The sequence below is a fragment of the Azospirillum sp. A29 genome (assembly GCF_042604625.1).
Lineage (GTDB): Bacteria > Pseudomonadota > Alphaproteobacteria > Azospirillales > Azospirillaceae > Azospirillum > Azospirillum palustre.
On the sequence record NZ_CP170460.1, the window covers coordinates 122,451 to 135,930 of the forward strand.

Annotated in this window: 13 protein-coding genes; 1 reads left to right on the plus strand and 12 read right to left on the minus strand. The window is 66.9% G+C overall.

The genetic code is table 11. The annotated features are described in order from the left end of the window. Positions 1–66 precede the first annotated feature (66 nt). The 12 genes from ABNQ38_RS00475 to ABNQ38_RS00530 are packed head-to-tail and all read right to left on the minus strand — an operon-like array spanning position 67 to position 12,388. Complete coding sequence (locus ABNQ38_RS00475; protein ID WP_377805142.1) at positions 67–975, minus strand: formate/nitrite transporter family protein; 909 nt, start codon at positions 973–975, stop codon at positions 67–69. A 43-nt stretch (positions 976–1,018) separates the two neighbouring features. After that, positions 1,019–1,477 carry a hydrogenase maturation peptidase HycI gene (gene hycI, locus ABNQ38_RS00480; protein ID WP_377805143.1) on the minus strand — a complete coding sequence of 153 codons (459 nt, stop codon included), beginning with the start codon at positions 1,475–1,477 and terminating at the stop codon, positions 1,019–1,021. After that, positions 1,474–1,941: a formate hydrogenlyase maturation HycH family protein gene (locus ABNQ38_RS00485; protein WP_377805144.1), complete on the minus strand. Its 468-nt coding sequence runs from the start codon at positions 1,939–1,941 to the stop codon at positions 1,474–1,476. The genes hycI and ABNQ38_RS00485 overlap by 4 nt, the downstream gene beginning before the upstream one ends. Then, positions 1,938–2,741: an NADH-quinone oxidoreductase subunit B family protein gene (locus tag ABNQ38_RS00490; RefSeq protein ID WP_377805145.1), complete on the minus strand. Its 804-nt coding sequence runs from the start codon at positions 2,739–2,741 to the stop codon at positions 1,938–1,940. Before ABNQ38_RS00490 ends, ABNQ38_RS00485 begins: the two co-directional genes overlap by 4 nt. Continuing rightward, positions 2,738–3,313: a formate hydrogenlyase complex iron-sulfur subunit gene (locus ABNQ38_RS00495; RefSeq protein WP_377805146.1), complete on the minus strand. Its 576-nt coding sequence runs from the start codon at positions 3,311–3,313 to the stop codon at positions 2,738–2,740. Before ABNQ38_RS00495 ends, ABNQ38_RS00490 begins: the two co-directional genes overlap by 4 nt. A gap of 12 nt (positions 3,314–3,325) precedes the next feature. Then, a complete protein-coding gene (locus tag ABNQ38_RS00500; protein WP_377805147.1) occupies positions 3,326–5,041 on the minus strand; it encodes an NADH-quinone oxidoreductase subunit C in 1,716 nt (571 codons plus the stop codon). Further along, positions 5,038–6,663, minus strand: a complete 1,626-nt coding sequence (locus tag ABNQ38_RS00505) for a hydrogenase 4 subunit F (RefSeq protein ID WP_377805148.1) — start codon at positions 6,661–6,663, stop codon at positions 5,038–5,040. The genes ABNQ38_RS00500 and ABNQ38_RS00505 overlap by 4 nt, the downstream gene beginning before the upstream one ends. Positions 6,664–6,668: 5 nt before the next feature. Then, positions 6,669–7,322, minus strand: coding sequence for a hydrogenase 4 membrane subunit (gene hyfE, locus ABNQ38_RS00510; protein ID WP_377805149.1), 654 nt, complete (start codon positions 7,320–7,322; stop codon positions 6,669–6,671). Between the two features lie 14 nt (positions 7,323–7,336). Beyond that, positions 7,337–8,800, minus strand: a complete 1,464-nt coding sequence (locus tag ABNQ38_RS00515; protein WP_377805150.1) for a hydrogenase 4 subunit D — start codon at positions 8,798–8,800, stop codon at positions 7,337–7,339. Between the two features lie 19 nt (positions 8,801–8,819). Beyond that, complete coding sequence (locus tag ABNQ38_RS00520; RefSeq protein WP_377805151.1) at positions 8,820–9,758, minus strand: respiratory chain complex I subunit 1 family protein; 939 nt, start codon at positions 9,756–9,758, stop codon at positions 8,820–8,822. A gap of 12 nt (positions 9,759–9,770) precedes the next feature. Further along, a complete protein-coding gene (gene hyfB, locus ABNQ38_RS00525; protein WP_377805152.1) occupies positions 9,771–11,798 on the minus strand; it encodes a hydrogenase 4 subunit B in 2,028 nt (675 codons plus the stop codon). Then, positions 11,795–12,388, minus strand: coding sequence for a 4Fe-4S dicluster domain-containing protein (locus ABNQ38_RS00530; protein ID WP_377805153.1), 594 nt, complete (start codon positions 12,386–12,388; stop codon positions 11,795–11,797). Before ABNQ38_RS00530 ends, hyfB begins: the two co-directional genes overlap by 4 nt. 547 nt (positions 12,389–12,935) lie before the next feature. Here ABNQ38_RS00530 and ABNQ38_RS00535 point away from each other — a divergent pair. After that, positions 12,936–13,478 (plus strand): 4Fe-4S dicluster domain-containing protein, encoded by a 543-nt coding sequence (locus tag ABNQ38_RS00535; protein ID WP_377805154.1) that lies wholly within the window; start codon positions 12,936–12,938, stop codon positions 13,476–13,478. Positions 13,479–13,480 lie beyond the last annotated feature (2 nt).

Below are 13,480 nucleotides of genomic sequence, written 5' to 3' on the forward strand. Positions count from 1 at the left end.
TTCGGAAAAGCCTGCGGGCCGGCGATGAACCGGCCCGCAGGCTTTTCTTTTGCGTGTGCCGTATTTTCAGCACGTCGCCGCCGGCTGCCCCATCGACGGCAGCGGCTTTTGCACCGGCAGCGGGGTCAGGCCGCCCAGACCCTTGCGGTAGATCAGCCAATAGATGCCGCCGACGAACACCGATCCGCCGACGATGTTGCCCAGCGTGGCGAACAGCAGGTTGTGCAGGATGCCGCCCGCCGTGATCGTCGACACGTCCAGCCCGGCCGGCACATGGCCCGTCACCTTCAGCACATAGGCCAGCGGCAGGAAATACAGGTTGGCGATGCAGTGCTCGAATCCGGCGGCGACGAAGGCGGCGACCGGCAGGGTCAGCGCCACGATCTTGTCGGTCACCGTGCGGCCGGCATAGGCGAGCCACACGGCGAGGCAGACCAGCAGGTTGCAAAGGATGCCCTTGAAGAAGATCGTCACCGCGTCGGGTACGATCTTGCCGATGGCGAGCTTCAGCACGGCGGCGCCGACCGCACCGTTGTTCATCTCGGTGTGGTGCGACAGATAGATCAGGAACACGAGGCCCATCGCCCCGACCGCGTTGCCGATCCAAATCGTCGCCCAGTTGCGCAACACCTGCGCCGTGCTGATCTGGCCGTTGGCCCGCGCCATCACGATCAGGCAATTGCCGGTGAACAGCTCTGCCCCGCCGACCATGACGATGGCGAGGCCAAGCGAGAAGACCAGCCCGCCCAATATGCGCTGGACGGCGAAGCTCAGAGCGGGATCGGCCAGCACGATGACGAAGAACATGCCGCCCAACCCGATGCCGCCGCCGGCGACCACCGCCAGCATGAAGCTGGGCAGGAAGGGCATCGTCGCCTTCTTCACCCCCAGCTTTTCGACCTTGTCCTGGATCTCGGCGGGCGAATAGGCGTCCATGCCGAGGACCGGCGTGTCTTTCGATGCAGGATCCGCCATGGCGAATTTCCTCCACTTCTCTTGAATTGCCTCGATGTCCGGTTCAGCCGACCGTCTCGTAGGCCTCGAATCCCTCGCCGCGGACCAGCCGGTCATGCACGGCCTCCACGGAGTTGCGGACGGTGATGGTGACCGGTGCGAAGAAGCTGGTGTCCTGTGGCTGGATGCCGAGGAACAGGATCTCCGGGATGGTTTCCCGCAGGCTGTCGATCAGGAAATTCAGCGGGATGGCGTGGGTGGTGACCATGAACTGCTCGGCGACGCTGTCCTGTTCGATCAGGCGGACCTCGCCCGGTGGCAGCTCCATGTCGGCGGCATCGACGATCAGAACCCGGTGCGGTGCCAGCGCGCGGATGTGGTGGGTATGGTTCTCCGGCACATCCTCGCCATCCACCACGATCCAGCCGGGGGCCGGCTGCTCGTCGAGCAGCTGGGCCAGCAACGGGCCGGCGCCATCGTCGCCGCGCAGGACGTTTCCAACGGTGAATACGACATCGGTCATGACAGCCGTCTCCCCATCAGATAGATCGCGGGTTCGCGCCGGATGGCGTCCAGCGCCGTGCGCAGCCGGTCGAGCCACGCGGCAACATCGGGCGGAGCGGTGGGCAGCGCCGCCTCGACCGCCGCCATCAGCGGCCGGATGTGGGTGCTGTCCACCGTGATCTCGCCGAAGCGCAACAGGCCCGACAGCTTGCGGTGCGCCTCCTCGCTGTCCTTCAGCGCGTCGAGAACGCGGTCGAACACCGCGGTGGTGCAGCGGAAGGCCGGCTTGAAGCAGTCGAACACGCCGATGTGATGCCCGATGGCGAGCGAATAATAGACCACCTGTCGGGCATCATCCGGGATGTCCTCCTTGCGCTCCAGCACCTTGGCGTTCAGCTGGTAGAAGACCACCTCCGGTACCACGCCGCGGCCGGCACGCAGGCCGGGGATGGAACTGAGATCGGCCTGTGCGGGCATGCTCATGGCGCTTCTCCCCGGATGGTCTGCTGCACGACGTCGGCCAGCCGGGCGATGATCTCGGCGCGGCGCGGGTCGCGCTCCGTGCCGATGGCCTCCATCATCCGGTCGGGCAGGGTGAAGTTGCCCGGCATGTGCGCATGCCCCTCCAGCAGGACCATGAACTCCTCGGCGATGTCGCCGCCCTGGCGGTAGCCGGCCATCCGCCGCGCCTCGCGCTCCAGCCGGACCCGGAGCGCATAGGGGATGTCGGGATGGGCCAAGGCGGCGGTCTCGCCGGCGGCCTCGACATGGGTCTCGGCCTTCAGCTTCTGTTCCAGCAGGCCGAGCGCCACGGCGAAGCCGTGGATGGTTGCGGCCGGCGTCGGCGGGCAGCCGGGGATGTAGACGTCCACCGGCACGATGTGGTCGGTGCCGCCCCAGACGCAGTAGAGGTCGTGGAAGATGCCGCCAGTACAGCCGCAGGCGCCGTAGGACACCACGATCTTGGGGTCCGGCGCCGCCTCGTAGGCGCGCAGCCCCGGCATCCGCATGGCGCGCGTCACGGCGCCGGTGAACAGCAAGATGTCGGCATGGCGGGGCGAGGCCACCACCTTGATGCCGAAGCGTTCCGCGTCGAACACCGGGGTGATGGACGAGAAGATCTCGATCTCGCACCCGTTGCAGCCGCCGCAATCGACGCGATAGACATAGGCGGAGCGCTGGATGTTCTTCAGCAGCGCCTTCTTCATCGTCGCGATCTGTTCGCTGGTGGAGACCGGCGACATCTCCGCCACCAGGGTCTTGGGGTCTACGGGGACGTTCATGGCGTGGTCTCCAGTTCCTTGACCGGTTTTCCGGCTTCCATCTGCCGGGCGATGCCCATGCCGGCGATGTGGTGGACATCCTGGGCGCGCTTGCAGGCCGGGCAGGTCGAGGCGATCAGGCGCAGCCGATCCGCCTCTTCCGCACTGCGGGCCGACTGGCTCAGCAGGCGGGCGACGTAATCGACCTCCTTGGCCGGGGCGAAGGGCTTGCCGCAGCAGGCGCAGTCGGCCAGCGTGAAGACTGCCTTGCGCGTCAGGTCGGCTTTGCTGCCGACCGCCAATTCGAAATCGTCGGACAGGCGGATGGCGCCGGTCGGACAGGATTCCTCGCAGCGGCCGCAGAAGACGCAGCGCCCGTAATCGATCGACCAGGTGCGGCTGCCGGCGGCGGTGTCGGTTTCCATCCCGATGGCGTTGGCCGGACAGGCGACGGTGCAGGCCGCGCAGGCGATGCAGTCCACCGCATTATGATCCGGCTTGCCGCGGAAGTCCTTGCAGACCGGCATCGGGGCGAAGGGGTATTTGACCGTCGCCTCGCCCGTGCGGAAGATTTCCTTGAGTAGCTTGAGCATCTCTGGCCCCCGTCACTTCAGCGGTGAATCCGTGCGTTCGCGGCAGTAGCGCTCCATCTCCTTGTAGGCGATGGTCTTGGAGCGCTTCTTGCGGACGTCCACCACGGTCACGCGGTCGGTGCAGGAATAGCAGGGGTCGATGCTGCCCACGATCAGCGGGGCATCCGACACCGTATTGCCGCGCAGCATGTAGCGCAGCACCGGCCAGTTGTTGTAGGTCGAGGCGCGGCAGCGCCAGCGGTAGAGCTTCTGGTTGTCGCCGGTCATCGACCAGTGGATGTCCTCGCCGCGCGGCGCCTCGGTGAAGCCCAGCGCGAACTTGTGCGGGACATAGGTGAAATCCTCGGTCAGCACCGGACCGGCGGGCGCCTTGTCCAGCAATTGTTCGATGATCCACAGGCTGTCGAAGAATTCCGCCACCCGCACCAGCGTGCGGGACAGCACGTCGCAGCCCTGCTCCACATGCACCGGCATGTCGAGCAGCTTGTAGCCGCCGAAGGCATGGTCGGCGCGGGTGTCGCGGCGGTGGCCGCTGCCGCGCACCACCGGCCCGACCGGGCTGTAGTCGCGGGCGATCTGCGGGTCGAGCCGGCCGACGCCCTTGACGCGGCCGCTGACGTTGGCGGTGGACAGCAGCACATCGACCAGCCGGGTCACGTCGTCGCGCAGCTCGGCGACCAGTTCGCGGGTCCTGGCCTGCTGGTCGCCCAGGATGTCGCGGCGCACGCCGCCGATCAGGTTCAGCGCATAGGTCTTGCGGGCGCCGGTCAGCAGCTCCGCCAGCGTCATCGCCTTCTCGCGGACGCGGAAGAACTGCATGAAGCCGGTGTCGAAGCCGATGAAATGGCAGACGAGGCCGAGGTTCAGCAGATGGCTGTGCATCCGTTCCGTCTCCAGCAGGATGGAGCGGATGGCTTGCGCCCGCGGCGGCACCTTGATGCCCAGCGCATTCTCGACCGAGTTGGCATAGGCGACGCTGTGGGCGTAGCCGCAGATGCCGCAGACACGGTCTGCCAGGAAGGTCACGTCATTGTAGCCCATCCGCGTCTCGGCCACCTTCTCCATGCCGCGGTGGACGTAGAACATCCGGTAATCGGCGTCGATGATGTCCTCGCCGTCGACGAACAGGCGGAAATGGCCGGGCTCGTCGGAAGTGATGTGCAGCGGACCCAGCGGGACGACGCGGGTCTCCTGCTTGGCCTCGTTGATGAACCGGTAGGTCTCGTCGTCGCTGGTCGGGGCCGGCCTCAGCCGGTAATCCATCGAATCCTTGCGCAGCGGATACAGCTCGTCCGGCCAGTCGTCGGGCAGGACGAGGCGGCGTTCGTCCGGCAACCCGACCGGGCGCAGGCCGAACATGTCGCGCACCTCGCGCTCGCCCCAGACGCAAGCCGGAACCCGCGGGGTGACGGACGGGTATTCCAGCGTGTCGGCCGGCACCTCGCAGCGCACCACCACATGGCACTTGTCCGCGCCCTCCATGGACAGGACATAGTAGACGGCGTAGCCGCCGTTCAGTGGCCGTTCGTCGTTGCCGACGACCACCGACAGCCAGCCATTGTGATCGTAATAGAGGCTGGCGACCACATCGGGCAGCGATTGCGGCTTGACCGTGATGGTAACCTGGGCCCCGGTCTGCCAGGATTCATCGAGGATCGCATGGGGCAGGCTCTCGCGCAGGGAGGCGATATAGCCGCTCCCGACCCGGACCGGAGTGAGGATGTTCATTTGGAAATCTCCGTCTGCGAGAGGCTGCCGGTCACCAGCTGTCCGCCGGCGCGGACCGTGTCGTATGTCTGCCAGGGGGCGGCGACCACCGGGCGGCTGTCGCCGTTCATCACCACCGCGGTCGCCTGCTGCACCAGAGTGGACAGCGGCTGCGGCACGGCGAAGCCCAGCGTCAGCACCAGCACTGCCAGCACGCCCAGCGGGGCCAGCGCCCTCCAGCCGATGTCACCCTTGGCCATCGTCTCGGGGCTCTTGCCCAGCACGCTGTCGGCGACGATCTTCACCAGACCGGCGATGGTGATGCACAGGAACAGCGCGCACAGCGCCATGATCCAGCCATAGCCTTCGTTCAGCCCGGCCATGAAGACCATGAATTCGCTGACGAAGATGTTGAAGGGCGGGAAGCCGGCCAGCGCCAGCGCGCAGCCCATCATCAAGAGGCCGGTGGCAGGGGCCACCCGCAGCACGCCCTTCACCGCCCGCAGGTCGCGGGTGCCGTATTTCATCAGCACATTGCCGGCGCTGCAGAAGAACAGGGCCTTGGTGACGCTGTGGTTGATGGCGTGCAGCAGGGCCGCGGCGATGCCGAGCGGCCCGCCGACGCCGAGCGCCACGACGATCAGCCCGACATTCTCGATGCTGGAATAGGCCAGCTTGCGCTTCAGGTCCTGCTGCACGAAGAACAGCAGGGACGAAACGCCGACCGACAGCAGGCCCAGCGTCAACAGCAGCATCTGCGGGAAAGCGGTGCCGACCGTGCCGACGGTGATGACGTAGAAGCGGATGACGATCAGCAGGGCGCATTTCAGCAGTACGCCCGACAGCAGGCCCGACACCGGGCTCGGCGCCTCGGAATGGGCGTCGGGCAGCCAGGCATGCATCGGGAAGATGCCGGCCTTGGTGCCGAAGCCGATCAGGGCGAAGACGAAGGCCAGCTTGACCAGCATCGGGTCCAGCTCGGCGGCATGGCCGACCAGGGCCGTCCACAGCACCGCCTGATGCGGGTCGGCCAGCACGTCGGCGGCGTTGGAGAAGACCAGCACCGTGCCGTAGAGGCCGAAGGCGACGCCGACCGTGCAGATGATGACGTATTTCCAGGCGGCCTCCAGCGAGGATTTCTGCCCGTACAGCCCGACCAGGAAGGCGGAACCCAGCGTCGTCGCCTCGATGGCCGCCCACATCATGATGATGTTGTTGGCGGTGACCGCCAGCAGCATGGTGAACAGGAACAGGCTGAAGAAGCCGTAGTAGATCCGGACCTTGCCGGCGTCGATGGCGCCGGACTCCAGATCGTGGCGGATGTAGGCGATGGAATAGAGGCCGGTCATCAGCCCGACCACGCCGATCAGCATCATGAAGACGGCGCCGAGCGCGTCGACGAACAGCCAGTCGCCGAAGGCGGAGATCGCTCCGTTTGACAGCACCTGGATCAGGGCCGCGATGCTGAGCAGGAAGACATAGCCGACGGAGCCCAGATGGATGCGCTCCAGCAGCGTCACGCTGTCCCGGTCGGTCGCGAAGGTTTCGGGCAGCGACTCCCGGAACCAGGGCAGGGTCAGCAGGAACACCGCCACCGCCAGCGGACCGATCAGCAGAAGTGGGGGAAGGATCGAGGATACCATGGCGGTCATCCCTTCAGGCTCGTGAGCTGGCGCGCGTCGAGCGTGTGCAGCGTGTCGAAGATCCGCGATCCCAGCGCCGCCATCACCACCACCGCGAAGATGGCGTCGGTGGCGATGCCGATCTCCACCAGTTCCGGCGCGTTGGGGGCCAGCAGGGCCAGGGTCAGGTGCGACCCGTTCTCCATCAGGCAATAGCCGAACACCTGCTTCAGGATGTTCCGCTGCGCCACGATGCAGGCGAGGCCGATGAAGAACAGGGCGAGCGACACCGCCAGTGCCGGCTTTATGGCGTCCGCCGCCGGCAGCGTCACCTTGGAGGCGACGACGAAGCACAGGATGACGGCGACCGCGGCGCCGACGATGGACAGCGCCGTCGGCATCACCGCACCCGACCCGATGGCCGGGTCGCTCAGCCTGCGGAAGGCGCGGTACATGATTGCCGGGACCAGGATCACCTTGGTCAGCAGCGCGGTGAAGGACCAGAGATACAGCTCGCCCGACCCGGTGGCCCCCGCCAGCGCCACGAACAGCATCACCAGGATGAAGCTTTGCAGCGCGTAGAAGCGGGCGGAGTTGGCCGGGTTGCCGGCGAGCGTGACCAGAAGGGAGCTGACGATCAGCAGGCCCGACAGGCCGTTGACGATGAGAAATCCGTTCATGACCGTTCCCTCCCTCAGCCGAGCCACGAGGCGGCGATGGAGCTTGAGACCACCGTCATCGCCACCAGAGCCACCAGCACGAACTTCATGCCGGCCGGCAGCGGCGCTGCCGCAGCCATGGTGGGGGACGGTTTGCCGGGCACCGAATGGCCCAGCCATTTCAGGAACCAGGCGAAGGAGCCGACCGATTCCGCCAGCGCGATGACGACCAGCAGCATCAGCGCCCAGTGATGCGCCCCGACCTCGAACCCGCCGGCGAAGATGGCGAACTTACTGAAGAAGCCGTTGAAGGGCGGCACGCCGGTGATCGCCAGCGCGGCGCAGACGAAGGCGACGCCCAGCAACGGCGACTTGGTGACGATGCCGCGCAGCGACGGCAGCAGCCGGGTGCCGGCGGTGTAGCTCAGCGCGCCGGCGACCAAGAAGAACAGCGTCTTGGCGAAGGCGTGGTTGAAGATGTGGGCGATGGCGCCCTTGAAGGCGAGGTCGGAGCCGAAGACCGACAGCGACAGCGCCAGCAGGATATAGGCGAGCTGCGTGATGGTCGAATAGGCGAGCAGGCGCTTCAAATCGACCTGCGGCAGATACATGAAGAAACCGTAGACCAGGGTCAGCACCGCCATGATCGAGCCGACCCAGCCGACGATCTCCGGCGCGCCGCCGGCCGACATCAGCCCGCGGGCGAAGATGTAGACGCCGACCTTCACCATCGAGGCCGCATGCAGGTAGGCGCTGACTGGGGTCGGCGCCTCCATGGCGTCGGGCAGCCACATGTGGAAGGGCAGCTGGGCCGACTTGCCCCAGGCGGCAACGAGGATCGCCAGCAGTACGACCGCCTTCATGCCCGGCGCCAGATCGGCGATGGCGGTCAGCGCGAAGGTGCCGGTCGACAGGAACAGCAGGGCCGCCGCGACATAGAGGCCGAGCGAGGCGACATGGGTGACGAGCAGCGCCTTCGCCGCCGAGCGCAGCGCCTTGGGCGATTCGTAATAGCCGATCAAGGCCCAGGAGCAGGCGCCCGTCAGCTCGAAGAAGGCGAGCTGGCCGACCACGGTGGAGTTGAACACCAACCCGGTCATGGCGCCGATGAACACCAGCAGGAAGGCGTAGAAGCGCTGCCTGCCGATGTCGGGATGCTCACGGTTGCCGGCATTCAGGTAGGCGGCGGAATAGATCGCCACCAGGAGGCCGATGGAGATCACCGCCAGCGCGATCAACACGCTGACGCTGTCCACCACCAGCCCGAGGATCGAGACCGATCCGAAGGAGATCAGCTCGAAGGTGCCGCCGACCTTGCCGTCGCCGAGCAGCGACATCGCGAGGATGGCAATCACCGCGACGGTGGCGGCCGCGAAGCCCTGGCACAGCCATTTGGCCGATGCCCGTTCCGATGCCGCGATCAGTGCCGCGCCGCCGAAGGGGACGAGGATGGCGGCCAGCGCCAGCAGCCCGAGCGGTTCCGTGGGGAGTGTTATCATGATGCTGCCCCTCGCCGGCTCACAGGCCGACCAGATAGAAGACGAAGGCGAGCGAGGCGGCGCCGACCCCGACCCAGCTGTGCTGGGGGGTCAGGCGGAAGCGGACGCGCGCGACGCTGTTCTCGACCACGCCGACGGCGGCGAAGATCAGGACCAGCTTGATGGCGAAGGCGACCAGCCCGAACAGCAGCCCGAAGAAAGTCATCCCGGGCGCGCTGCCGAAGGGCAGGAAGACGCCGGTGAACCAGGCGACGACGACTGTCTGCTTCAGCGCCATCGCCCACTTGATCAGCGCCAGCGACGGGCCGGAATATTCGGTCAGCGGGCCTTCCTGAAGTTCCTGTTCAGCCTCCGCCATGTCGTAGGGCAGCTTGCCCAGCTCGATGTAGATGGCGTAGGCGAAGGACAGGGCGGCGACGATGGTCGCGGTGACCGAGTGGACATGGCCGTCGGCGATGGCGCTGCCGATGGCGCCGAGGTTGGTCGAGCCGGCCAGCAGGGCCGCCACGAACAGCGACAGCAGCATCACCGGCTCCACCAGCACGCCCATGGTCAGCTCGCGGCTGCCGCCGATGCCGGAGAAGGAGCTGCCGCTGTCGATGCCGGACAGCGAGAAGAAGAAGCGGGCCAGCGCGAACAGGTAGATGACAGTGATCAGGTCGCCGATGGGCGCCACCGGCGTGAAGCGGGTCAGCATCGGGATGCCCATGGCGATGACCAGCACCGTCGTCAGCATCACCGCCGGCATCGCGCGGAAGGCGAAGCCGCTGTTCGGCGGGGTCAAATCCTGGCGGGTCAGCAGCTTGGCGATGTCGCGATAGTCCTGAAGCAGGCCCGGCCCGTGGCGGGTGTGCAGCTTCGCCCGGACCATGCGCGACAGGCCGGAGACCAGCGGCGCCGCGGCAAGCAGGAGGAGAGCCTGGAACAGTCCCAGGATCAGGTGTGAGAAGGTCAGCATGGCGTCCTCCCGTCAGACGGCCAGCGCCAGCAGCGCGATCAGCGCCGCGACGATGTAGAGGCAGTAGATCCGGAAATCGCCGGCCTGGATGATTTGCAGCCACTTGCCGCTGGCATCGACGGCGCCGGCGATCGGGGCGACGATGCTGCGGTCGGCCAGCGGTTCGGTGCGCCGCGCCAGCGTGACCACCCGCTCGAAGCCGAGGGCGATGCCGGTCCAGCGCCCGGCAATCGCGCGGCGCATGGTGTAGAGCGGGGCAAAGAACATGCGGATCGGCTGGGCGAAGCTGCCGGCGCTGGCGGGCATGTGGTGGTCCGGCAGGTAGCCGGCCGCCCAGGGGGCCGCCACCTTGCGGTCGCCGCCGCGCTTGGCGGCAAAGGCAGCCTTCAGCGCGATGGGCAGGAAGGCCATGGCGATCAGCAGGATGGCGATCAGCGGGGTGGACAGCGTCGCCTGCTGGGCATCGCCCGGCAGCAGGGTGGTGCCGACCGCCAGCGTCACCGGAGCGGTGCCGATGGTCGCCGCCGCGATGCGGCCCATCACCGGCGCCACCAGCGGGGCCAGCAGGCCGAGCGCCACGCAGGCGACGGCCAGCACCGCCATGCCGGCGACCATCGCGGCCGGCGCCTCGCGCGCCTCCTCCGCATGATGGCTGCGCGGCGCACCGGCGAACATGATGCCGTAGGCCTTGACGAAGCACATCACCGCCAACGCACCGGTCAGCGCCAGCATGACGGCGGCGATGGGGGCGGCGAACTTCACCAGGGGGGTGCCGTCCAGTGCCGCGGCGAACAGCGCCTGATAGGTGTACCATTCCGACACGAAGCCGTTCAGCGGCGGGATCGCCGAGATCGCCAGCGCGCCGACCAGGAAGGACAAAGCGGTCCATGGCATGTTGCGGGCCAGCCCGCCCATCTCCTCCATGTCCTTGGTGTGCATGCGGAAGATGGTGGAACCGGCGCCCAGGAACAGCAGTCCCTTGAACACCGCATGGTTCAGCAGGTGATAGAGGCCGGCCATCAGGCCCAGCACCGCCAGCACCGGCTGGTGCAGCGCCATGCCGATCATGCCGGTGCCGACGCCCAGCAGGATGATGCCGATATTCTCGACCGAGTGGTAGGCGAGCAGCTTCTTGATGTCGTGCTCGGCCAGGGCATAGACCACGCCCAGCACCGAGGACACGGCGCCGAAGGCCAGCACCAGCAGGCCCCAGCTCAGCATCGCCGGCCCGGCGCTGGCGCCCAGCAGGTCGATGCCGACCTTGACGATCCCGAAGACGCCGATCTTGATCATCACGCCCGACATCAGCGCCGAGGCATGCGACGGGGCGGCCGGATGGGCGCGCGGCAGCCAAATGTGCAGCGGGATCATGCCGGCCTTGGCGCCGAAGCCGGCGAAGGCCAGCAGGAAGGCGACGCTGTCCAGCGGGGCCGGCAGCGGATGGGCGCGGAAGGCGGCGAAATCGAAGCTGCCGGCTTGGTTCGCCATCAGGAAGAAGGCGGCCATGATCAGCACCGAGCCGCCATGGGCGACCAGGAAATAGAGGAAGCCGGCACCCACCGCCTCGTCATCCTGGTCGAAGATGACCAGGAAATAGGAGGCCAGCGACATCATCTCGAAGAAGATGAGGAACCAGAAGGCGTTGTCGGCCGCCACCACCAGCATCATCGAGGCGATGAAGGCGTTCATGAAGAAGCCCATCGCCCCGACGCCGCGCCCGGCATATTCGCGCACATAGGCGAAGCCGTAGATCCAGGCGACCAGCGACAAGAGTGAGATGACCGCGATCATCAGGCCGGCCAGCGGGTCGAGCCGCAGGACGAAATGGGCGAAGGGGTAGGGGCCGGCGGCATCGAGCACGGCCGGCTGCCCGGCCGCGATGGCCGTCAGCCCGGCGCCGAGCCCAGCGAGCGCCGCGGCGATGCCGACACCGCTGCCGCCAAGACGGATGTCCCCCTCCCGATGCTTCAGGAGGAGGCAGAGGATGGCGCCGCCGCAGGACAGCAGCAGCGACATAATGAGCAGGGAGAGTGGAATCATGGGTCCAGCCCCTCCAGCGAGGCGAGCGGCGTTTCAGGACTGACCGGTGCCGCTGCGGCCAGCGTGCGCTTGACGGCGGCAGCCTGGCGGGTGGCATCGGCGTCTGCCGCGTAAAGGGCGGCGGTCGGGCACACGCGCACGCAGGCCGGGCCGTCGCCGGAAAAGGCGCAGAGATCGCATTTCACCGCCACGCTGCGCACGCCGATGTCCCAGGCCAGCAGCGGGTCGAGCACCGCCGAATGGCTGGGTGTCGCGACGGCGATGCCGGCGACCCCGGCGATGCCGGTGCCGCTTGGCGTGATGGCGCCGAAGGGGCAGGCCAGCGCGCACATCTTGCAGCCGATGCAGGTCTGCTCATTCAGCAGGATGGCATCGGCCCCAAAGGTGATGGCGTCGACCGGACAGACGCGGGCACAGGGCGCGTCCTCGCACTGGTGGCAGAGGACCGGGCCGGTGTCGTCGCCGATCCGCATGACGGTCAGCCGGGGATGCGCTTGCAGCCCCTGTTTCTTGTGTGCCTCGGTGCAGGCCGCCATGCAGGTGTTGCACCCGATGCATTTTCTCGGTTCCGCGATAACGAAGCGATTCATATCCAGACCTCCGGCTTCCCGGGCGGGTGCGTCGAATTGGCCGATCCGGTTTCTTTGTTGGAAATCCCGATAAGAAAACCTGATCGGCCAATAAGAAGACAGTATTGGCTCGCGCACGCCCCCACGCCGCCTGTCTTCACAGGCGGTGCGGCAGAAGGAGAGCCAGCTGTTGCGATTTTTGTCAGGAGGGCGGTCTTGCTTTGGATCGCCGTTGACTTCGCTACGCTATTCCTCTGGGTGACGCGATGTCAACTAGACACATAAAAAAAGTGGGTATAAGGTGCGCAACACAAAGACTGGGGGCCTGATGGCGTATTGACTGTCAAATGGCGTCCCGGAAACTCTGATAAGAGAAAGAATGTACTCGATAGGATCGGCTTATCGGCATCGATTACTTTTAAAGATCGGGCGATAAGCGATTTCAATCGGACGTGAAGCCACCGGTGCCCACAGCGGCCAACCGGCGCGCAACGCCAGGGAACAGTGAAGCGATGCCGGGGCGGGGCCGCTCGACGGCCCCCTCCGGCTGCCAACAAGGACGACGGGAATGAACAGATTCGTCACTGCCAACCCGAGCAAGTGCATCGGTTGCCGCACATGCGAGGTCGCCTGTGCGCTTGCCCATTCCGACGGGGCCGGCGTCGAAGGACTGGCGCCGGAAAGCTTCAAGCCGCGCATCCGCATGGTGAAGACGGCCGACGTCAGCACCGCGGTGATGTGCCACCATTGCGAGGACGCGCCCTGCGTCAACTCCTGCCCGAACAACGCCATCGTCTACCGCCAGCACAGCGTGCAGGTGGAGCAGGAGCGCTGCCTGGGCTGCAAGAACTGCGTGCTGGCCTGCCCGTTCGGCGTCATGGACGTGGTGACGGTGCCGGCGGTCCGGCAGTTCGCCGGCATGACGCTGAGCCTCGGCGTCAAGGCGCAGGCGCACAAATGCGACCTGTGCATCGGCCGCGATGCCGGCCCGGCCTGCGTTTCGGTCTGTCCGACCAGCGCCCTGACCCTGATGGACCGGGACGCCATGGACGAGACCCTGCGCCGCCGGCGCGAGCGCGCCGCCCTGGAAGCCGCCGAAGTCGCGGCCTGACC